The following is an 18307-nucleotide window of genomic DNA, read 5'->3' as shown; positions in this document are numbered from 1 at the left end:
GGTCGCCAAGAAAAACACGGGAAGCGCCGACAGGCAATCAAGCCTGCGGTGACATAAGTCGGGGTCGGCATGCTGTTTCTTCAATCGATCAATGCTGGTGCATCCAATTTGTTCCAGAGTGCAGCGAAAGCCGCGAAAATTTTTGGAAGCATCGCAATGGTCGGAACGCTCTGTGCGGCGATGCCCGCTCAGGCGACCGAAGATGACGATCCCTATGGCGAAGTGACCGAAGCGGCGGCGACCACGCCCGCCCCGGTCGATCTCGCTTTCTCCAACATCTTCTCCAGCCTGCAGCGCATGGACGGCACGCCCAAGGCGACCGCCTACATCCCCTCAGGCCGCCCGGTCGAAAAGCTCTCGCTGACCTCCAACTACGGCACCCGCTCGGATCCGTTCAACGGCCGCGCCCGGATGCACAAGGGCATCGACATTCCCGGCCCCGTCGGCACCCCCATCTATGCGACCGCCGACGGTATCGTCAGCCGTTCGGGCTGGGCCAGCGGCTACGGCAACCTTGTCCAGATCTCGCATGGTGGCGGCATGGAAACGCGCTACGGCCATATGTCGAAGCTGATCGTTCCAGCCAACAGCTATGTGAAGCGCGGCCAGGTCATCGGCCTGATGGGCTCGACCGGCCGTTCCACCGGCAGCCACCTTCACTATGAAGTCCGCGTTGACGGCGCGGCGATCAATCCCATCCCCTTCGTTGCTGGTCCCGACTATCTGGTCGCCGCCAACACCCGGCCCCCGGTCGCCATGGGTGGCCCGACCAAGGCGCAGGAAAAAGCAGCGGATTGATCCTCCCTTTTTCGACTTTCGCAAAAGCCCCGGCCCCCCATGGGTTGCCGGGGCTTTTGCGTGCGCCTATCTAGGGCGCATGACCGACATTGATCTCACGCCTTCTGCCGCTGCGCGCGTCGCCGCGATCGCTGCCAAACAGGGCAAGCCCGCGATCCTGCGACTGGCCGTGGAGGGGGGCGGCTGTTCGGGCTTCCAATACCGCTTCGGCCTTGCCGATCAAGTCGACGCGGAGGATGTGTCGGTGGAGCGCGATGGCGTAACCCTGGTGGTCGATGATGTCAGCCTCGATCTGGTACGCGGTTCCGCGGTGGATTTCGTGTCCGATCTGGGCGGCGCGGCCTTCAAGGTGACCAACCCCAATTCGACCGCCGGTTGCGGCTGCGGCACCAGCTTCTCGGTCTGATAGCCAAGCGCCGTTCCAGCCTCTAGGGACGGGGACGAGGAGAATCGTCCATGCGTATCGCCACCTTCAACATCAACGGCATCAAAGCGCGGCTGCCGCGCCTGCTGGAATGGCTGGACGAAACGCGGCCCGACATCGCCTGCCTGCAGGAGATCAAGACCTCCGACGAAACCTTCCCGGTCAAGGATATCGAAGAGGCCGGCTATGGCGTGATCTGGCACGGGCAAAAGGGCTTCAATGGCGTCGCCATCCTCGCGCGCGGCGAAAGTCCGGTCGAAGTCCGGCGCGGCCTCGACGGCGAGCCGGAGGATGAGCATAGCCGCTATCTGGAGGCTGATGTGAAGGGCGTACGCGTCGCCAGCATCTACCTTCCCAACGGCAATCCGCAGCCCGGCCCCAAATTCGATTATAAACTCCGTTGGATGCAGCGCCTGCGCACCCGCGCCGCCGAAATATGGGCGGAGGAAGTGCCCGCGATCCTGGCAGGCGACTATAATGTCATCCCCCGTGACGATGACACCTATTCCGTCAAGGCAATGGCCAACGACGCGCTGATGCAGCCCGAAAGCCGCGCCGCCTATCGGCGGATGCTCGCCGATGGCTGGACCGACGCGCTGCGCAGCCGCCACCCTGCGGGCGGCGTATGGACCTTCTGGGATTATCAGATGAACAGCTGGCCGCGCGACGCAGGCTTCCGCATCGACCATCTCCTGCTCAGCCCCGCCGCCGCCGACCGTCTGATCGACGCGCAAGTAGACCGGAACTTTCGCGGCCGGGAAAAAGCCAGCGATCACGCCCCGACCTGGGTGGAATTACGCGACGTCTGAAGTGGGGGTCTGTTTTCCTATTCCCCGCCCGCTTGCGGGAGGGGCAGCGAGACTTAATGACCCCGGCCCTGCGCCGGGGGAATTTAGTCGCAGCGGGGTGGGCCAACGCAACCTTGCGCAGCCCACCCCCTAACCCCCTCCCGCCCGCGGGAGGGGGAACAGTGTCCTAAGCCGCCAACCGCAAAAACGGTACCGGCTGGGTCGATCGCAGCACGATCGGCTTGCCCTCCGACGCTTCGAACAATTCACCGTCCAGTATCACGCTGCTATGGTTGCCTTCGATGCGGATGGTGTCGCCCTGTTCCAGGTGGATGCCCTGCATCTGCCGCTTGCCCACGCGCTTGAAGATGCTGGCCCACATCAGCCGCAACAGCGCTGGCAAATTCTGATCCACCGCCATCAATTTCATATTGCCGCGCCGGCTGTCGCCCGGCTGTACGCCCAGCAGCAATCGTTCGAGCGTTGTGACGATCAACACCGAAAAGCGCCCGACCAACTGGCCGTCGCGGATCAGCGAGATGCTGACCGGCTTGCTTGATGGCGGCAGGAAACGGGCGCTGATGCCGAATAACAGCGACACCAGCACCGCCATCGCGGTGATGAAGTGGCTCAGGCCGTTGGACAGCCCGAGCGGATAAATCTGGTTACGGCAATAGAGCATATAGTCGGCCAGTCCCGCGCCGCCCAGGAACATGCCCAGCACCGGGCGGCTGCCGACCTGCCCATCCGACAGGGCGATAAGCTCCCGCGCGACGACATGATCGTCCACGCCCGCTTTGGCGATGGCCACGATCCGCTCCAGCGCCTTGATCGGGTCGCCATGGATGCCCAGGTCCAGCGCGATCAGGTTGGTCTTGCCATTGGGCAGCACCGCGATCGGCGGCACCCGGCCTTTGAAATGCTCGCCCTGATAGAGTTCGGTCAGCGATGCCTGTACTGTCCCGTCGCCGCCATTGATGACGATGACGACCGGATCGACGCGGGCGATGGTTTGGAACGCCCGGCCGATCTGTTCGACATGCTCCACTTCATAATGGAAGATGTCGGGGTTGCTCGCGCAATAGCTGCGCACGCGCGGAAGCGACTGCCGGTTGCCCGTGGATTTGGGATTGGACAGGAGGGCGACGCAAACCATGGCTTTGGGGTCACATATATTTGAGGGTGATCGTGATTTTCGTCACGCCGGGACCGGCATAGAAAGCGGCTTTCTCGACACCGGGCTTGCCCAGGTTGAAGATGCTGATCGACGGATTGTTGGAAAAACCACCGCCGTCGCTGGAAATGTCGGTCTTGCCATTGCCGTTGCGATCATGCCGCACGGCGATGCCATATTTGCCCGGCTGCGGCACCGGCATGCAGAATCGCATCGCACCATTGGCGGGACGCACCGCGGTATCGATGCGATGCAGCCATTGACCCTTGTTCAGCCAGGCGGCCTTGGTGCCGGGATAGGATTGGACGCGCACCTTGCCGGTGGCGGCGGCAAAACCGCGTACATCGACCAGCACCGCCGGTCCGCTAGCGCTTGCCGCGCAACGGTCCAGATCATTGGCAATTTCCTGGCCATGGGCGAATGCGGGCGTCGCAGCGACCAGCGCTGCTCCCGACATCAAACCCATTGCAACTTTTATCATGACCATCAGACTCCTGGAAGCTATAGCCACCGGCATGGGCCGGATGGCGAGCCCCTGTTCGCCCCGCAACGCTATGCCGTTTGATATGGGCGGGGTTTGCGGCCAAAACATGGTGATGGGACGACGACTTAGAGAATGCTGACCGCCACCGACCGTTATCTCGCCCGCCTGATCGCGGTGCCCATGCTGGGTACGCTGGTGATCGCCGCGATGCTGCTTGTCCTCGACAAGATGCTCAGCCTGTTCGACTTCGTCGCGGCGGAGGGCGGGCCAGTCAGCGTCGTGTGGCGCATGCTGGCCAATATGCTGCCCGAATATCTCTCGCTTGGCATCCCGATCGGCCTGATGCTCGGCATATTGCTGGCCTTTCGCAAGCTCGCCATGTCGTCGGAGCTGGACGTCATGCGGGGTGTCGGCCTGTCCTACGGCCGCTTGCTGCGTGTGCCCTATATGTATGCGATCGCGCTGGCGCTGCTCAATTTCGGCATCGTCGGCTGGGTCCAGCCTTTATCACGCCACGCCTATGAGGCATTGCGCTTCGAACTGCGGTCTGGTGCGCTCGGCGCGTCGATCAAGGTCGGCGAGTTCACGAATCTGGGCAAGCGGATGACGATGCGAATCGAGCGCAGCCTGGACGAAGGCCGCAATCTCCAGGGCATTTTCGTGCGGGCGACCAGCCGCGACGGCCAATCGGTGGCGGTAACGGCGGCGCAAGGCATGTTCCTGGCGACCGACGATCCGGACACGATCATCTTCCGCCTGCGCAACGGCGTGCTGGTCAATGATGCGCCCAAATATAAGACGCCGCGTATCCTGTCCTTTTCCAGCCATGACCTGCCGATCGACCTGCCGCAGATCGAAAATTTCCGCGGCCGCGACGTGGATCGGGAAAAGACGATCCCCGAACTGATGGTGATCGGCCGCAGCGCGGCCACGCCCGACAAGCTGCGCGACGAAGTGCGTGCGAACTTCCATTTCCGCATGGTCGAAGTGGCGATGATGCTGCTGTTGCCGCTCGCCGCGCTGGCCTTTGCCATCCCGCCCAAGCGATCGACATCGGCGCTGGGCGTCTTCCTCTCGATCGTGTTCATCGTAACCTATCACAAGATCAACCAATATGGCGAAGGCATCGGTGCGCTCGGCAAGATCGACCCGATCATCGCTCTGTGGGGACCGTTCGTGCTGGTGTCGGGGCTGATCTTCTGGATGTATCATGTGGTGGCGCATCGCCCCGGTGGGCAGCCGATCGGCGCGCTGGAATTCGCCTTCGCCAAATTGGGCAAGCAGGTCGCACGCCTGTTGCGGCTGGGCCGCAAGCGGCGACCTGCTATGACCGTGGAAGGAGCGGCCTGAGGCCATGCAGTTCAATTTCTTCCCGTCGACGCCCATCACCCTCTATATGGCGCGCCTATTCCTGACCCGGACGTTTGCCGTGCTGGCGCTGCTGGTGGTGGTGCTGCAGACGCTCGACCTGCTCGGCAATTCGGGCGACGTGCTGGCCTATCCCGGCAATGGCGATGCGCAATTATGGCATTATGTCGGCCTGCGCGCGCCGCAGATCATCGCGCGCTTCCTGCCCTTCTCGGTGTTGCTCGGCACGCTGGTCATGCTGGCCACGCTCAACCAGAATAGCGAGATCATCTCGATGAAGGCGGCGGGCCTGTCGGCGCATCAGATATTGGCACCGCTCATCGCTGCGGCGCTGGGCGTCTCGCTGATCAGCTATGTCTTCAACGAACGGGTCGTGGCGCGATCGACGGCGGCGCTCAGCGCCTGGGAAGCTGTGGATTATGGACCGATCCCGCGCGACAGCGGGGTCAAGAGCAACCCCTGGGTCCGCGACGGCAACAATCTCGTCAACGCTGCAATCGTGGCGGGGCGGGGCACGGAAGTCCAACTGCGCCAGGTCCGCATCTACAACCGCATCAACAACAGCCTGACGACGATCGTGGAAGCGCCGCGCGGCCGCTACGACGCCGCCAGCGGCAGCTGGCTGCTGGAAGGCGCGCGACAGTTCGATGTGGCGCGCGGCACGGTGACCAATGTCGGCACCGTCCGTTTTGGCCGCGATATCCGGCCCGACCAGTTCACCCTGGCGAAGGTCGATCCCGACGCGCTGACCTTCGCGCAGCTCAAGGCGGCGATTGCCGACCTGCATGATGCCGGGCGGCCGACGGCGGAGTTGGAGGCGAGCCTGTGGCACAAATTATCGGGGCCGCTGTCCGCACTGCTGATGCCGATCCTGGGGTCCGTTGCCGCCTTCGGCCTCGCTCGGTCCGGCCAATTGTTCGTGCGCGCGGTGATGGGCATGGCGCTTGGCTTTGCCTATTTCGTCGCCGACAATTTCTCGCTGGCGATGGGCAGTCTGGGCGCCTATCCGCCCTTCCTCGCGGCCTGGGCACCCTTTTTCCTGTTCCTGCTGGTCGGCGAAACCGTGCTGTTCAGGACCGAGGAATAAGGCTCAGCGCGCGCCCATCGTGCTGCGCGCGATCTTGCCTACCAGCGGGGTCATCCCCGGATAATTGCCACGATGATAGGGGGAATTGACGTCCAGCGTCGCAATCAGCCGGGCATGCGCCTTGCCCAGCGCATGATAGGGGACGCTCGGCAGCAGATGGTGGAGCGCATGATAGCGCAGCCCCACCGGCGCCCATAGTTCGGGCAAGGCACCGGGTGGCGGCACATTGACCGAATCGAGATATTGCGCGGTCACCGTCATCGGATCGCCCTCATTCTCCCACAGATGCGCGACCAAGGTGCGTAGCTGGTTGACGACGGTCATCGCCGAATGGATCGCCATATAGACGAGCAGAGGCTTCCAGCCGAAGACGAAAACGCTGCCCACCAGCGCCAGCGCGAAGAGGCAGGCACCCGCTTCCTGCCACGCCCACATGCGCGCAAAGTCACCCTCCGGCGTACGGCGGCGATAGGCCGGATTGATCGACAGCGCCGAGAGTTCCGCCACCACCTTGCGACGCAAGGGCGGCAGGATCAGGCTGAGCGGTGTCAGCAGCCCAAAGCGCAGGATCAGGCCGACAGGCGCAAGCGATGCAACCAGAATGAACAGCGGCAAGGACCAGGGCTTCATCAGCGCCAGCGGCAGATATTCGGGGTCTTCCGCCGTGCCATAGCGGGTGCGGGCATGATGCTGCGTATGCACGCCTTCATAGAGGAAGGACGGGATCATCAGCGGAATGCCGACGATCAGGTTCCAGCCGAAGCGAAAGCCCGGCAGCGCACCTTTACGGATATGCGTCAGCTCATGGATGAAGCTCGCCGCGCGATACAACGCCATCATCGCAACCAGGCCACACACAATAGCGATCGCCACATTCTCGGCCATGATCGCGCCTGCCATCGCGGCCCAACCAATCAGCGCCGAACCCAGCATGTCGGGCCAATAGATGCGCGGATTGGCGACGCTATAGTCGCGCGTCAATTCCGCCGCCGCCCGCAGCATGGCGGTATCGTCGGGAATGGTCGCCCGCGCGCGCTGGGCGGCGGCCAATATGGGATCATGCACTGTCATAAGACCGTCCTAAACTCCAAATGCGCTGATATCGTGGCAGCACCATGACATCCGCGTCCCGATACGCCGCCAACCCGCGCCCGTGATTGACATTGCGCAAACAAGCGGCGAACTGCATCCTATTCCCATCATCAAGGCGGCAACCGTGGCGCAATCCGATCTGGTCATCACTCCCGTTTCCGGCAAGGCCGACCTCAAGGCTTTTATCGACCTGCCCTGGTCCCTCTATGCGAACGATCCGAACTGGGTGCCCCCGCTCAAGGCCGAGGTGAAGGCGTTGCTGACGCCCGGCGACAATCCCTTTTTCGACCATGCCGAAGCGCAATATTTCCTCGCGCGCCGCGGCAACCGCGTGGTCGGCCGTATTTCGGCGCATATCGATCGTCTGGCGCTGGCTCAACCGGCCGAACAAGGCATGGGGCCGGGCACTGGCAATTTCGGTCTGTTCGAAGCGACCGATGCGGACGTAGGCGCGGCGTTGATCACGGCGGCCGAAGCCTGGCTACGCACCAAAGGCATGACCCGCGTGCTGGGGCCGATTTCGCTGTCGATTTGGGAAGATCCTGGCTTGCTGATCCAGGGCCATGATCATCCCCCAACGGTCATGATGGGGCATAACAGCCCGACCTATAAGGCGATGATAGAGGGCACAGGCTATGCCCCGGCCAAGCAGCTGCTCTGCTACGAGCTGGACATCACCAACCAGTTCCCGCCGCTCATCCAGCGGATCGTCGCGTCGGGGCAGAAAAACCCGCGCATCCGCATCCGCAAGGTCGACAAGGCGAAGTTCGACAAGGAAGCGGCGATCATCCTGTCGATCCTGAACGACGCCTGGGGCAGGAATTGGGGCTTCGTGCCGATTACCGATGCGGAAGTCGCGCATACCGGCAAGAAGCTGAAACCCATCGTGTTCGAAGATCTGATCATGATCGCCGAACTGGATGGCGAGCCGGTCGCCTTCATGATGACCCTGCCCGATCTCAACGAAGCGCTGGGGCCGCTCAACGGGTCGCTTTTCCCGTTCGGTTGGCTAAAATTGCTGCGGTGGCTGCGCAAGCCCAAGGTCCGCACCATGCGCGTGCCGCTGATGGGCGTGGTGCAACGGCTGCAATCCTCGCGCATCGCCAGCCAACTCGCCTTCATGATGATCGAACATATCCGGCTCGACGCGATCGAACATTATGGCTCGACACGGGGCGAGATCGGCTGGGTGCTGGACGATAATCAGGGGATGAACGCGATTGCCGAGGCGATCAACAGCACGGTCAACAAAGTCTATCAGATCTACGAAAAGCCGCTCTGATCATTCTTCGACCGGCACCGCCACCTCGATCGCGCCCGCCGCGATCCTGGCGGTGACCGGCGTTTTCGCCAGCACTTCGCCATCAATCGAGATGCGCTGGGTCGGGCGGGTCGAAATCCTGAACGATTTGCCGGTAAATTCCTGCGTGTGGGAATCCCGGTCGCGCAGCTTGAAGAATTTGGCATACCAGTCCCAGGCGAGCCGGACATGGCTGCGTCCGACCACCGCCTGGACGACGATTTCGCCGGTATCCACATCGGCATGGTCGGACAATTCGACCCCCCCATGAAAGGGGCCGTTGAGAATGCGGACTTCGGTCGACCAGAGCCGATGTTCCTTCTGCCCGTCGTCAATGACGAGGCGAAAGGCGCGGAAGCCGACCGAGCATTTGACCGCCCAGACCAGATAACCGATCCGGCCGAGATAGCGTTTGAGCTTATGCGGCACCGTCTTGCCGATCATCGGCGACAGGCCGAGCGAGGCAGCGTTGACGAAATAATCCCGGTCGATCATGCCCAGATCAACCCGTCGTCGACGGCCATGGGCAATCACCTGCACCGCGCCGTCCAGGTCGAGAGGCAGGCCCAATGTGCGGGCAAAGCTGTTCGCGGTGCCGAGCGGCAGCACGGCAAAGACACAATCCTTGCCCACCAGTTCATCGACCGTGCCCGACATCGACCCGTCGCCACCGCCGACGATCACCATCGGCGCGCCATCGGCAATCGCTTGGCGGACCGTCCTATCCATTTGGCTGGGATCTTCGACCGCATGGGCGGCAACCAGCCGGACGCCTGCCTCTTCCAGCTTCTGCTTGGCTTGCGCATACAAGTCCTGGCCCCTGCGGCTATGCGCGTTGACGATCAGCGCGGCCTCGCGGGGGAGGGGGCGAAGAACAGGGCTGGGGGGCGCTTTCGTTTCCATGGCACAACAACACGGCAAGAGGGGATTTGGGTCCAATGGAAACCATCTGCTTACACTTCGTTACCCTTTAATGGCCCGCATCGCACATCTCTCCGACATTCACTTTGGCGCGAACGATCCCAGGATCGTCGACGCCGCCACCGCCTGGCTAGAGGAGCGCCGACCGGACCTGGTCGTCATCAGCGGCGATTTCACCCAGCGCGCCCGCGTCGATCAGTTCCGGGCGGCGTCGGCCTGGCTCAACCGCCTGCGCAGCGCAGGCCTCAAATTGCTCGTCGTGCCGGGCAATCATGACGTGCCACTTTATGACGTAGTGCGGCGCTTCATGGCCCCGCTCGATCGCTACAAACGCTATATCAGCAGCGACCTGTGTCCCTTCTACGAAGATGCCGAGGTCGCCATCCTGGGCCTCAACACCGCGCGCTCGCTGACGATCAAGGATGGCAGGATCAATCATGATCAAATGGAAATATTACGCCAGCGGCTCGCGGCTGTCGCGCCGGACAAGACGCGGATACTCGTGACCCACCACCCGCTATTCGCCATGCCGATCGGCCGGGGCGGCGAATTGAGCGAAGCGGTCGGCCAGCATGAGGACGCCATACAGGCGGCGCGCGAGGCAGGTGTCCATCTCGCTCTGGCAGGCCATTTTCATCAGACCTATGCCGAATCGGCGACCAAGATGGTGGAACAAGCGGGCGGCGCGCTGGTGATCCAGGCCGGCACCGCCACCTCGACACGCCTGCGCAACGACGAGCCGCAAAGCTTCAACTGGCTGCACGTCCACCGAAACAACGAAGTGGAACTGCAGGTGATCGTCTGGGACGGCACCGGCTTCCAGCGCGCCAGCCATGTCGCCTATCACCAGCATGGCGATCGCTGGACCGGCGAGGCGGTCGATCATCCCGCTATGGTCGGTGCCATCGCCTGACCTTGTCGGCGCTGCTTTTGTCAGAAGGCCTGATCGGCTAGGAAGCGGCCTATGAGCGTTCGCAACCGGAATCCACGCTGAGATGGCGATCGTCAGAAGCCTGTGCGGCCAGTGTGGCATGGGTTGCGGCGTGCGGGCGATGACCGGCACCGATCGCGACCTGCGGATCGAGGGCGACAAGGCGCATCCCGCCAATGCTGGCCAGTTGTGCGAAGGCGCGGATGCGCTGACGGCCATGGCGGACATGGAAGGACGACTGTTGCATCCGCTGGTCGAGGGCAAGCGGGCGACATGGGACAAGGCTGTCACGCAGATTGCGCGGCGGTTAGCCGCCGTGCAGGCGCGTCATGGGCCGGGCAGCGTGGCGCTGCATGTCGGCGGCGGCTTGCTGACCGAGGATTATTATGTCGCCAACAAGCTGATGAAGGGCTTTTTGGGGTCGGCCCATATCCATGCCCCCTGGCGCGGCGCGATCGGCGATGTGCAGCGCGCCGCCTATGGCGAAGATGTGATGCCCGCCACGCTGGAGGATATCGACCGCGCCGACCTGATCCTGATCGCCGACGTGCCCGCGTTGCTGGCGCATCCGCTCTTGTTGGAGCGGGTGCAGGAGGCGCGCACGACGCGCGGTACGCGGCTCGTGGTGCTTGGCACGGGGATCGACGCCGACATGCAATTGCCGGTGCGTGCAGGGAGCGTCGCCCGCTTGCTCTCGGGGTGGCTGCTGCACAGCATCGATGGCGGCCTGATCGATGCGGATTTCGTAGCCGCGCATGTAACCATGCCCGATGACTTTCGGGATCGGCTGGCACCCGGCCATGATCTATGGTCGGTGGCGCGGGCCTGCGGCATCGAGCCTGGGCAGGTGCGGGATTTCTACGATGCGATCGGCCCGGTCGATCGGCTGGTGACCCTGTTCGGGGAGACGGCGGGCTTAGATGTGGCGGCGGCGGCGATCAACCTGCATCTGCTGACGGGACGGATCGGGCGACCGGGCGCGGCACCCTTCGCGCTGCCCTCCGGGGCGAACGGCATGGGCGCGCGCGAAGTGGGTTGTCACGCCAAAGACCTCGCTGCGCATGGCGATTTCTCTGATCCGATGCGGGCCAATGTCGCCCGCTTCTGGGGCGCGCGGCAGTTGGTGGAGCAGCCCGGACTGGAGGACGACGCGCTGCTCGACGCCGTGCGCGACGGGCAGGTGCGGGCGCTATGGAGCATCGGTGCGGAGGACGGCGCGGCGGACTGGCTGCACGCCGCGCGGGCGGCAGTCCCGCTGTCGATCCGATCGACCGATCGCGCGGACGAAGCCGACGACGGCTGGACCCTATGCCTCCCTTCGGCGAACTGGATCGAAAAGGATGGCACCGTGACAGGGCTGGACCGGCTGGTCAGTCGCCAGCGACGCCTGTTCGACTTGCCCGGCGAAGCGCGGCCCGATTGGTGGATATTGACGCGGGTGGCCCAAGCCATGGGCTGGGGCGATGCTTTTCATTATGAACAGCCTGCCGATATTTATCGCGAACATGGGCGGCTGACCGCCTATCGTAATGATGGCACGCGACTGCTTAACCTGCGCCGCCATGCGCCCATTTCCAACCCCGCCTATGCCGAATTGACCCCATGGCGCTGGGGCGAAGTGCCGTTCGACGGCGGACGTTTTCCCACGCCCGATGGCCGGGCGCGGCTGTTGCCGATCGCGGGTCAGGCCGAGGCCGCGATCCCCTGAAGATGCGCTAGCAGCGCGTCGCCATTGGCCGCCCAGGTAAAGCGCAGCGCCGCCTCGCGCACCTTTTCGGGTGCGGGTGGATCATCGAGGATAGTACGAATGGCCGCCGCGATGGCCTGCGGATCGCGATCGACGATCTGCCCAGCTTCGGGCCGATCGAGCAGTTCGCGCGCGCCGCCCACGTCGCTGATCACGATCGGCGTGCCGCAGGCGAGCGATTCGACCCATGCATTGGCGAGGCCTTCGGACGATGAAGGCAGCGCCATCACATCGGCGGCGGCAAAGATGCGTGGCAATTTATGATGCGGCACCGACCCCAGGAAACCGACGCGGCGTTCGACGCCCAATTCCTGCGCCAGATTTTCGAGCGTCCGCCGATATTGACCCTGTCCCGCCAGCAGCAACGTGACGTCGGGTAATGCGGGCAGCGCGCGGACGAGCAGTTCCTGCCCCTTGCGCGGGATCAGCGCGCCGACGCACAGCACCACCGGCCCGCTGAAATCGAGCGCTTCCTTCGCCGCTGCGCGATCGGACAGTTCGAACGTGTCGAGATCCACCCCGGTATAATGGACCCGAATCTTGTCGGCATCCATCCCCATCCGCGCCATCGACCGGCGCATCGCGTCCGACACGGCGAGCAGCCCCGCCGCCTGATCGCCCGCCTGACGCACCATCTTGCGGGTGCTGCGCTGCGTGCCCCAATGGTGAATGTCCGCGCCGCGCGCCTTGACCGAATAGGGGATGCCGAGCGCTTTCGACAAGCGCTGCGCCACTGGCCCATCGGGGAAGAAGAAACTGGCGTCGATCACGTCGAACGGCGTCTGCGCGTGCAGGCGGCGCACCAGCGGCAGGATCGCCCGCGTCATGGTGATGACATTGGTGCGCCCGCCAAATTTGGGGATGATCGGAAAGGTCGGGCGATAGACGGTCAGTTCGCGCCAGCGTTCCTTGCGCGGCAGCGCGCGCAACGGCGCATAGCGGGCACTGAGCGACAGCGGCCATGGCGGCAGGCCGACCGGCGCGACGACGGTGACCGTTGCCTCCGCCCGGCTAGCCAGTTCGCGCGCCTGCCGTTCCACGAAGACGCCGAAATTGGGACGGCTGATATCGGGAAAGAGGGTCGATAGCATGAGGACGTTGAGCGTCATGGTCTTGTCTTTCGCGGATCAGCCATTGCCATCGGGTTAAGCGGCGCTTGTGCTTTTGGCTAGAGCCGCCGGACGAGTTGCACGGCGACTGCGGCCCATGGCGGGTCGGTCAGCACCAATTGCCGCGCGCCCGACCCCAGCGGCAGCAGTTGCAGCCGGTCGCCCTCGCGCCCGATCAGCCGCCCGAACAGGAAGCGCCCGGCGGGACGCGGGAAAAGAATGTCGCGGTTGAGCGCGCTGGCAAAGTCTTCCGGTCCGATGCGGCGACACCAGATCGCGTCGCCGCTGCGATAATCGCCGATGCTGGCGCTGACATGCACGCCCACCATGCCGTCGCTGGGCGCGGGCGAGGGGAAGGCGAGCGGCCGGGTCGGCGCGCGCACGCCATCAGGGCCGAGCAACGCGGCGACCGGCACTTCGGCCTGCCCCGGCAGCGCCACCAGTTCGGACGTGGTGACGCCCAGCGCCAGCGCGATACGATTGAGCCATTTCACCGATACGGTGCGCGTGCCTGTTTCCAGCCGCCCGATCGTCTGCGCCGTGGTCGGCGGATCGCACAACGCCCCAACCTGTTCGAGCGTCAGCCCCTTCGCCTTGCGGACTTCGCGGATACGGGTGATCATCCCACGCCTCTATAATAACCTATTTGGTTTTCTCTTTCCTACAAATGATCCCCCATGGCAAGAGCGGCTATTCCGATTCTTGGGCAGCAGGAGGTGGTGATGGCCGCAACGCATATCGAACAGACGATCGAAGGCCCCGATGGCCGGGCGCAGCGGGTGATGGTCAATCTCGGCGAATCGCCGCTCGCCTGGCTCCATGCGCGCGGCCATGTGAGCGAACGCCAATATTTGGCGGGCGAGCGCCTGCGCGCCGATTGGGAGAAAGCGGGCCTCGGCGCACGAGTGACAATGTGCTGGGACGCTGCCCCGCGCGAGGGCGGACGGCGCGGACCGGGACGAACGCCCGACCCGACCAGCGCGCAACTGTCGGCGCGCGACCGTTTCGATGGCGCGGTCACGGCCGCCGGGCCGGGCCTCGCCGACATATTGTGGCGCGTGGTGTGCGCAGGCGAAGGCCTCGTCGCGGCGGAAAAAGCGCTGGGCTGGCCGAGCCGCGCAGGCAAGCTGGTGCTGACCCTGGCCCTGGAGCGCGTGGCCGATTGGTATCGGGTAAGGTGAGAGCTTATCGAGGCTCTCTTATTGCATCGTCATCCCCGCGCAGGCGGGGATCCATCTCCCAGCCTCGCATTTTTCGATGGGGTCGGAGATGGATTCCTGCATTCGCAGGAATGACGGAACAGAAAAATCAGGCCATCATCTCCGCGCCCAGCAACAGCAGCAGCTTGACGTCCATCGCATAGCCCTGCGCGCGCCACTCCGCGATCTGGTTGGGCAGGGTGGCAAGCGGGATGCGGTGGACGATAATATCCTCGCCCTCCACGCCGCCGCCGTCGCCGGTCTCCTCCAGGCCATGGGCGCGGAACAGGGTGAAACTTTCCGACACCATGCCGGGCGAGCTGAAAAACTGGCCAAGCGATTCGAGCCGGGCCGGGCGATAGCCCGTCTCTTCCTCCAACTCGCGCGCGGCGGCGATGCTGGCGTCCTCGCCCGCTGCTTCGTCACCGACCAGACCAGCGGGCAGTTCGATGCAGCGCCGACCCAAAGGCACGCGATATTGATCGACCAGCAGCACATGGCCGTCATCGATCGCCAGGATCACGGCCGCCTGGATGCCGCGCGCGCGCCCCACATATTCCCATTTGCCGCGCTGTTTGGCGGTGATGAAGCGGCCCTGCCACATCACCTCTTCGGGCGCATCGCGATCCGGGTCGGTCATAATTCGATCAGCCTGTCGGGCAATTCGTTGATGTCATCCTGCGCGCGCGGGAAATGCGTCGCCAATATCGCGCCGACCTGCCGCACTTCGGCGGCCAGCCCTTCGCCGGGGCGACCGTCGCGGATAGCCTCGATCAGCGCCGCCATCGCCTCGCCCCAGGCTTCGGGCGCGACCTTGTCGTTGATGGCCCGGTCGGCCACCAGCTCGGCGCGATGTTCGTCGAGCGAGAGATAGAGGAGAACACCGGTGCGGCCATGCGTGCGCGCCTCGACCGCCGAGCGGAACAGCAGGATGGCACGGCGGCGCACGCGACGCGCCTTGGTCGCGCGCGGGGTCAGCGCCATACGCAGCGGCATGATCGCCAGCATATAGCGCACGACCAGGAATTTGAGGAGGAGCAGCCCCAGCAGGCCAGTCATCAGCTTCCAGTCCGCCAGTTCATGCTCCCAATCGAGCCACAAGGTGGACATGAAGCTATGCAAATGGTCAGGGAAAGCTGCGGCAAGCGACAGGGCGATGAACACCGCCGCCGCCGCCCAGCTAAGCCCGACATCATGATAGGAATCCGATCGGCGCGCGACGATGGTCACGATCTCGCCCGACGTCAGCGCCTCGGCCTCCGCGACGGCAGCGGACACCAGCGCATGGTCGGCTTGGGTAAGGTTAAGCTGCATCACCAGTCCCCCGACGCGCCGCCGCCGCCGAAGCTGCCGCCGCCCGAAAAGCCGCCGCCGCCCCCGCCAAATCCGCCGCCGCCCCAGCTGGAGCCGCCGCCAGATCCCCAGCTGGACCCGCCTGCACCCGGTCCCCACAGGATGATTGGCATACTGCTACCGCCCCGGCGATAGCGCTTCCCACCACCGCCGCCGGTGCCGCGCGACATGAGCCGCATGGCGATGAAGAGGATGATGAACAGGATCGGCCACAAACCCAATATCGCACTGCCGCCGCGATCGGCGGCCCGCGCTTCGGTTTCCGCGGCCGCCGCGCGAGCCTTGGCCTCTTCGGGCGGTAAAGCGAGCAAGGCGGTGATCTGCTCCACGCCCGCCACGATGCCACCGGGCATGTCGCCCGCCTTGAAGCGCGGGGTGATGGCATTGCGGATGATCTGCGAGGAAAGCGCGTCGGTCAGTATGCCTTCCAAGCCATAGCCGACCTCGATCCGCACCTTGCGATCATTGGGTGCAATGATCAGCAATGCGCCATTGCTGTCCTTGTCACCAATGCCCCAGGCGCGACCCAGCCGATAGCCATAGTCGGCAATATCATAGCCCTGCAGATCGGCTATGGTCGCGACCACCAAGGAACGCCCGCTGGCCTGCTTCTGCGCAATCAGCGTCTGGCTAAGCGCCTGTTCCTGCGCCGGATCGAGCAGGTTAGCCGCATCGACCACGCCCTTGTCGTCAAATTTCGGAAAATCCTGCGCCCACGCCGTCGAGGCGAGCGCGAGGAGAAGGAGGAGAAACAGGCCAGACAGTGCCGTGCGGAGCAGGCCTATCGACGCTCCTCCCCAACGAAGGGAAGGGGCCTTCGACAGACTCAGGCCGAACGGAAAGGAAAGCATGGTTCCGATGCTCAATTACCGAAATCGACCTTGGGGGCTTCTTCCGCGCCAGGGGTGGTGGCCTGGAACGGCGTCATCGGCTTGGCCCCGTGGATGATCTTCGCGCCGATCGCATCGGGGAAGGTGCGGATGCGGGTATTATAGGCCTGCACCGCGCCATTATAGTCGCGAATGGCGACGGCGATGCGGTTCTCGGTGCCCTCCAGTTGCGACTGAAACTGCAGGAAATTCTCATTGCTCTTGAGGTCGGGATAGGCCTCGACCGACGCGAGCAGACGGCCAAGCCCCTGGCTCAACTGCGCTTGTGCCGCCTGGAACTGGGCGACCTTGGCGGGATCGGACAGGTCTTCGGCATTGACCTGCACCGACGTGGCCTTGGCCCGCGCTTCGGTCACCTGGACCAGCGTATCCTGCTCCTGCTTGCCCGCCGCCTTGACCGTCTCGACCAGATTGCCGACCAGGTTGGAGCGGCGCTGATATTGCGCCTGCACGTCGGCCCATTTGGCCTTCGCCTCTTCCTCGGCCGTCGGAACACTGTTGATACCGCACGCGGACAGGGCGAACGCCCCAAAGAGCGGCAGCAGAAAGGTGGAGAAGCGGCGCAGGCGCGTCATGGGACATCCTTGGCGATTGTTTCGCTGCTGGAAATAGGGCGTTGAACTGATCCGCGCAACGGGCCATGCAGATATTATCGCAGATGGTAAAAGGGCTTAAACCATGGGGCTGCTTTCGGAATTCAAGACTTTCATCAATCGTGGCAATGTGATGGACCTCGCGGTCGGCGTCATCATCGGCGGCGCCTTCGCGACCATCACCAAATCGCTGACCGATGACCTGATCATGCCGGTGGTCGGCTATATTTTCGGCGGCGCGGACTTTTCGCGCTACTTCATCCGCATGGGCGATCTGCCGGCGGGTTTTCAGGGCAACCCCGAAAGCTATGCCGATCTAAAGGCTGCGGGCGTTGCCATGTTCGGCTGGGGCGAATTTCTGACCGTGCTGGTCAATTTTATGATTCTCGCCTTCATCATCTTCCTGCTGGTCAAGCTGGTGAACAGGCTGACCGCCAGCCAAGAGGCCGAAGCCCCCGCCGCGGCACCCGCGCCCACGCCCGAAGACATCATGTTGCTGCGCGAGATCCGCGATTCCCTCAAAAAATAATCGTTTATGCGACGAAGCGAGACTGCGACGGGAACCATCCCCGGCGCGACCGGTTGATCGCGGTCAGGGCTGAAGGCTGCGTGTGCGGCCTGGAAGCCTTGCGAAGTAGGTAGCCCCAGGGGGCGCAACAGGAGAACAACGCCGTGAAAACCTTCGTCAAAGTCCTTGGCCTCGCCAGCCTTGTCGCGCTCGCAGCGTGCGATTCCGCCAAGGAAAACCAGGTCGAGAACGCTTACGAAAATCAGGCGGACGCCCTCGACAACCAGGCTGACAATATGGAAGCCATGGCCGACAACCTGACCGGCAACGCCGAAATGTCGGCTGAAAATGCTGCCGATGCGCTGGAAAACAAGGCCGACGCCACCCGCGAAGCGGGCGAGAAGGCTGAAGAAGCGGTCGAAGACCAGCAGTAATCTGCTCTCGTCATTCAAGCGGAGGGGCGTCGTGACATGGTCACGGCGCCCCTTTTGCCGTCTGCGTCCCGGCTTTTAACGGCCCTTTAACCACGTCCCGCCAAAGG

General features: G+C 63.9%; 21 protein-coding genes. 11 read left to right on the top strand and 10 right to left on the bottom strand.

All coding sequences use genetic code 11. The annotated features are described in order from the left end of the window. Window positions 1–69: 69 nt before the first annotated feature. From SxD43FB_RS04040 to xth, 3 genes are all read left to right on the top strand, one after another. Window positions 70–798, top strand: a complete 729-nt coding sequence (locus tag SxD43FB_RS04040; RefSeq protein ID WP_096061086.1) for a M23 family metallopeptidase — start codon at window positions 70–72, stop codon at window positions 796–798. 79 nt (window positions 799–877) lie between these two features. Then, window positions 878–1204 (top strand): iron-sulfur cluster assembly accessory protein, encoded by a 327-nt coding sequence (locus tag SxD43FB_RS04035; protein WP_096061085.1) that lies wholly within the window; start codon window positions 878–880, stop codon window positions 1202–1204. Between the two features lie 50 nt (window positions 1205–1254). Beyond that, window positions 1255–2031 (top strand): exodeoxyribonuclease III, encoded by a 777-nt coding sequence (xth, locus tag SxD43FB_RS04030; protein ID WP_096061084.1) that lies wholly within the window; start codon window positions 1255–1257, stop codon window positions 2029–2031. Window positions 2032–2197: 166 nt separating this feature from the next. Here xth and SxD43FB_RS04025 read toward each other — a convergent pair whose 3' ends face one another. Further along, entirely contained in the window at window positions 2198–3166 is a 969-nt protein-coding gene (locus SxD43FB_RS04025; RefSeq protein WP_096061083.1) for a diacylglycerol kinase family protein, read from the bottom strand. 10 nt (window positions 3167–3176) lie between these two features. Then, window positions 3177–3671: a DUF2141 domain-containing protein gene (locus tag SxD43FB_RS04020; RefSeq protein ID WP_037472144.1), complete on the bottom strand. Its 495-nt coding sequence runs from the start codon at window positions 3669–3671 to the stop codon at window positions 3177–3179. Window positions 3672–3800: 129 nt separating this feature from the next. Between SxD43FB_RS04020 and lptF the strand changes: the two genes are divergently transcribed. Continuing rightward, on the top strand, window positions 3801–5018 hold the full coding sequence (gene lptF / locus SxD43FB_RS04015; RefSeq protein WP_096061082.1) for an LPS export ABC transporter permease LptF: 1218 nt from the start codon (window positions 3801–3803) through the stop codon (window positions 5016–5018). Window positions 5019–5022: 4 nt separating this feature from the next. Then, window positions 5023–6123, top strand: a complete 1101-nt coding sequence (gene lptG, locus SxD43FB_RS04010) for an LPS export ABC transporter permease LptG (RefSeq protein ID WP_037472146.1) — start codon at window positions 5023–5025, stop codon at window positions 6121–6123. 3 nt (window positions 6124–6126) lie between these two features. Here the strand turns inward: lptG and SxD43FB_RS04005 are convergent, their stop codons facing one another. Further along, complete coding sequence (locus SxD43FB_RS04005) at window positions 6127–7194, bottom strand: fatty acid desaturase (protein WP_096061081.1); 1068 nt, start codon at window positions 7192–7194, stop codon at window positions 6127–6129. Window positions 7195–7339: 145 nt separating this feature from the next. Here SxD43FB_RS04005 and SxD43FB_RS04000 point away from each other — a divergent pair, with 145 nt between their 5' ends. After that, the gene (locus tag SxD43FB_RS04000) at window positions 7340–8497 is read left to right on the top strand and encodes a GNAT family N-acetyltransferase (RefSeq protein ID WP_096061206.1); all 1158 of its coding nucleotides are present in this window, start codon (window positions 7340–7342) and stop codon (window positions 8495–8497) included. Here the strand turns inward: SxD43FB_RS04000 and SxD43FB_RS03995 are convergent, their stop codons facing one another. Further along, complete coding sequence (locus tag SxD43FB_RS03995; RefSeq protein ID WP_096061080.1) at window positions 8498–9418, bottom strand: diacylglycerol kinase family protein; 921 nt, start codon at window positions 9416–9418, stop codon at window positions 8498–8500. It abuts the gene before it with no gap. A gap of 70 nt (window positions 9419–9488) precedes the next feature. Here SxD43FB_RS03995 and SxD43FB_RS03990 point away from each other — a divergent pair, with 70 nt between their 5' ends. Together SxD43FB_RS03990 and SxD43FB_RS03985 are read left to right on the top strand one after the other, a co-directional pair. Beyond that, the gene (locus SxD43FB_RS03990) at window positions 9489–10349 is read left to right on the top strand and encodes a metallophosphoesterase (protein ID WP_096061079.1); all 861 of its coding nucleotides are present in this window, start codon (window positions 9489–9491) and stop codon (window positions 10347–10349) included. A gap of 82 nt (window positions 10350–10431) precedes the next feature. Continuing rightward, window positions 10432–12075, top strand: a complete 1644-nt coding sequence (locus SxD43FB_RS03985; RefSeq protein WP_096061078.1) for a molybdopterin-dependent oxidoreductase — start codon at window positions 10432–10434, stop codon at window positions 12073–12075. On the opposite strand, the gene SxD43FB_RS03980 is transcribed toward SxD43FB_RS03985, so the two are convergent. Then, window positions 12051–13223 carry a glycosyltransferase gene (locus SxD43FB_RS03980; RefSeq protein WP_096061077.1) on the bottom strand — a complete coding sequence of 391 codons (1173 nt, stop codon included), beginning with the start codon at window positions 13221–13223 and terminating at the stop codon, window positions 12051–12053. The genes SxD43FB_RS03985 and SxD43FB_RS03980 overlap by 25 nt on opposite strands. Before the next feature lie 59 nt (window positions 13224–13282). Continuing rightward, complete coding sequence (locus SxD43FB_RS03975) at window positions 13283–13846, bottom strand: helix-turn-helix transcriptional regulator (protein WP_069066098.1); 564 nt, start codon at window positions 13844–13846, stop codon at window positions 13283–13285. Window positions 13847–13945: 99 nt separating this feature from the next. Here SxD43FB_RS03975 and SxD43FB_RS03970 point away from each other — a divergent pair, with 99 nt between their 5' ends. Next, the gene (locus tag SxD43FB_RS03970) at window positions 13946–14404 is read left to right on the top strand and encodes a DUF6456 domain-containing protein (protein ID WP_096061076.1); all 459 of its coding nucleotides are present in this window, start codon (window positions 13946–13948) and stop codon (window positions 14402–14404) included. A 127-nt stretch (window positions 14405–14531) separates the two neighbouring features. Here the strand turns inward: SxD43FB_RS03970 and SxD43FB_RS03965 are convergent, their stop codons facing one another. The 4 genes from SxD43FB_RS03965 to SxD43FB_RS03950 are packed head-to-tail and all read right to left on the bottom strand — an operon-like array spanning window position 14532 to window position 17240. Further along, a complete protein-coding gene (locus tag SxD43FB_RS03965; protein ID WP_096061075.1) occupies window positions 14532–15062 on the bottom strand; it encodes an NUDIX hydrolase in 531 nt (176 codons plus the stop codon). Continuing rightward, complete coding sequence (locus tag SxD43FB_RS03960; protein WP_096061074.1) at window positions 15059–15736, bottom strand: hypothetical protein; 678 nt, start codon at window positions 15734–15736, stop codon at window positions 15059–15061. The genes SxD43FB_RS03965 and SxD43FB_RS03960 overlap by 4 nt, the downstream gene beginning before the upstream one ends. Beyond that, window positions 15736–16626: a TPM domain-containing protein gene (locus tag SxD43FB_RS03955; protein WP_096061073.1), complete on the bottom strand. Its 891-nt coding sequence runs from the start codon at window positions 16624–16626 to the stop codon at window positions 15736–15738. Before SxD43FB_RS03955 ends, SxD43FB_RS03960 begins: the two co-directional genes overlap by 1 nt. An 11-nt stretch (window positions 16627–16637) precedes the next feature. Next, entirely contained in the window at window positions 16638–17240 is a 603-nt protein-coding gene (locus tag SxD43FB_RS03950; RefSeq protein WP_096061072.1) for a LemA family protein, read from the bottom strand. 103 nt (window positions 17241–17343) lie between these two features. Here SxD43FB_RS03950 and mscL point away from each other — a divergent pair, with 103 nt between their 5' ends. Continuing rightward, window positions 17344–17787 carry a large conductance mechanosensitive channel protein MscL gene (gene mscL, locus SxD43FB_RS03945; RefSeq protein ID WP_096061071.1) on the top strand — a complete coding sequence of 148 codons (444 nt, stop codon included), beginning with the start codon at window positions 17344–17346 and terminating at the stop codon, window positions 17785–17787. A gap of 143 nt (window positions 17788–17930) precedes the next feature. Then, entirely contained in the window at window positions 17931–18200 is a 270-nt protein-coding gene (locus tag SxD43FB_RS03940) for a hypothetical protein (RefSeq protein WP_037475378.1), read from the top strand. Window positions 18201–18307: the final 107 nt, after the last annotated feature.

Origin of the sequence: Sphingobium sp. D43FB (assembly GCF_002312805.1) — a bacterium.
Classification (GTDB): domain Bacteria; phylum Pseudomonadota; class Alphaproteobacteria; order Sphingomonadales; family Sphingomonadaceae; genus Sphingobium.
Note: the sequence above shows the minus strand (reverse complement) of the source record. Positions and strands in the feature narration are given on the sequence as shown.

What these genes read in the sequence shown, in the direction of transcription:
- SxD43FB_RS03990 (WP_096061079.1), top strand. Translation starts at nt 9,489, where the DNA reads ATGGCCCGCATCGCACATCTCTCCGACATTCACTTTGGCGCGAACGAT.
- SxD43FB_RS04005 (WP_096061081.1), bottom strand. Translation starts at nt 7,194, where the DNA reads ATGACAGTGCATGATCCCATATTGGCCGCCGCCCAGCGCGCGCGGGCG.
- mscL (WP_096061071.1), top strand. Translation starts at nt 17,344, where the DNA reads ATGGGGCTGCTTTCGGAATTCAAGACTTTCATCAATCGTGGCAATGTG.
- lptG (WP_037472146.1), top strand. Translation starts at nt 5,023, where the DNA reads ATGCAGTTCAATTTCTTCCCGTCGACGCCCATCACCCTCTATATGGCG.
- lptF (WP_096061082.1), top strand. Translation starts at nt 3,801, where the DNA reads ATGCTGACCGCCACCGACCGTTATCTCGCCCGCCTGATCGCGGTGCCC.
- SxD43FB_RS03955 (WP_096061073.1), bottom strand. Translation starts at nt 16,626, where the DNA reads ATGCTTTCCTTTCCGTTCGGCCTGAGTCTGTCGAAGGCCCCTTCCCTT.
- SxD43FB_RS03965 (WP_096061075.1), bottom strand. Translation starts at nt 15,062, where the DNA reads ATGACCGACCCGGATCGCGATGCGCCCGAAGAGGTGATGTGGCAGGGC.
- SxD43FB_RS04040 (WP_096061086.1), top strand. Translation starts at nt 70, where the DNA reads ATGCTGTTTCTTCAATCGATCAATGCTGGTGCATCCAATTTGTTCCAG.
- SxD43FB_RS03950 (WP_096061072.1), bottom strand. Translation starts at nt 17,240, where the DNA reads ATGACGCGCCTGCGCCGCTTCTCCACCTTTCTGCTGCCGCTCTTTGGG.
- xth (WP_096061084.1), top strand. Translation starts at nt 1,255, where the DNA reads ATGCGTATCGCCACCTTCAACATCAACGGCATCAAAGCGCGGCTGCCG.
- SxD43FB_RS04035 (WP_096061085.1), top strand. Translation starts at nt 878, where the DNA reads ATGACCGACATTGATCTCACGCCTTCTGCCGCTGCGCGCGTCGCCGCG.
- SxD43FB_RS04025 (WP_096061083.1), bottom strand. Translation starts at nt 3,166, where the DNA reads ATGGTTTGCGTCGCCCTCCTGTCCAATCCCAAATCCACGGGCAACCGG.
- SxD43FB_RS03975 (WP_069066098.1), bottom strand. Translation starts at nt 13,846, where the DNA reads ATGATCACCCGTATCCGCGAAGTCCGCAAGGCGAAGGGGCTGACGCTC.
- SxD43FB_RS03970 (WP_096061076.1), top strand. Translation starts at nt 13,946, where the DNA reads ATGGCCGCAACGCATATCGAACAGACGATCGAAGGCCCCGATGGCCGG.
- SxD43FB_RS04020 (WP_037472144.1), bottom strand. Translation starts at nt 3,671, where the DNA reads ATGGTCATGATAAAAGTTGCAATGGGTTTGATGTCGGGAGCAGCGCTG.
- SxD43FB_RS03995 (WP_096061080.1), bottom strand. Translation starts at nt 9,418, where the DNA reads ATGGAAACGAAAGCGCCCCCCAGCCCTGTTCTTCGCCCCCTCCCCCGC.
- SxD43FB_RS03980 (WP_096061077.1), bottom strand. Translation starts at nt 13,223, where the DNA reads ATGACGCTCAACGTCCTCATGCTATCGACCCTCTTTCCCGATATCAGC.
- SxD43FB_RS03960 (WP_096061074.1), bottom strand. Translation starts at nt 15,736, where the DNA reads ATGCAGCTTAACCTTACCCAAGCCGACCATGCGCTGGTGTCCGCTGCC.
- SxD43FB_RS03985 (WP_096061078.1), top strand. Translation starts at nt 10,432, where the DNA reads ATGGCGATCGTCAGAAGCCTGTGCGGCCAGTGTGGCATGGGTTGCGGC.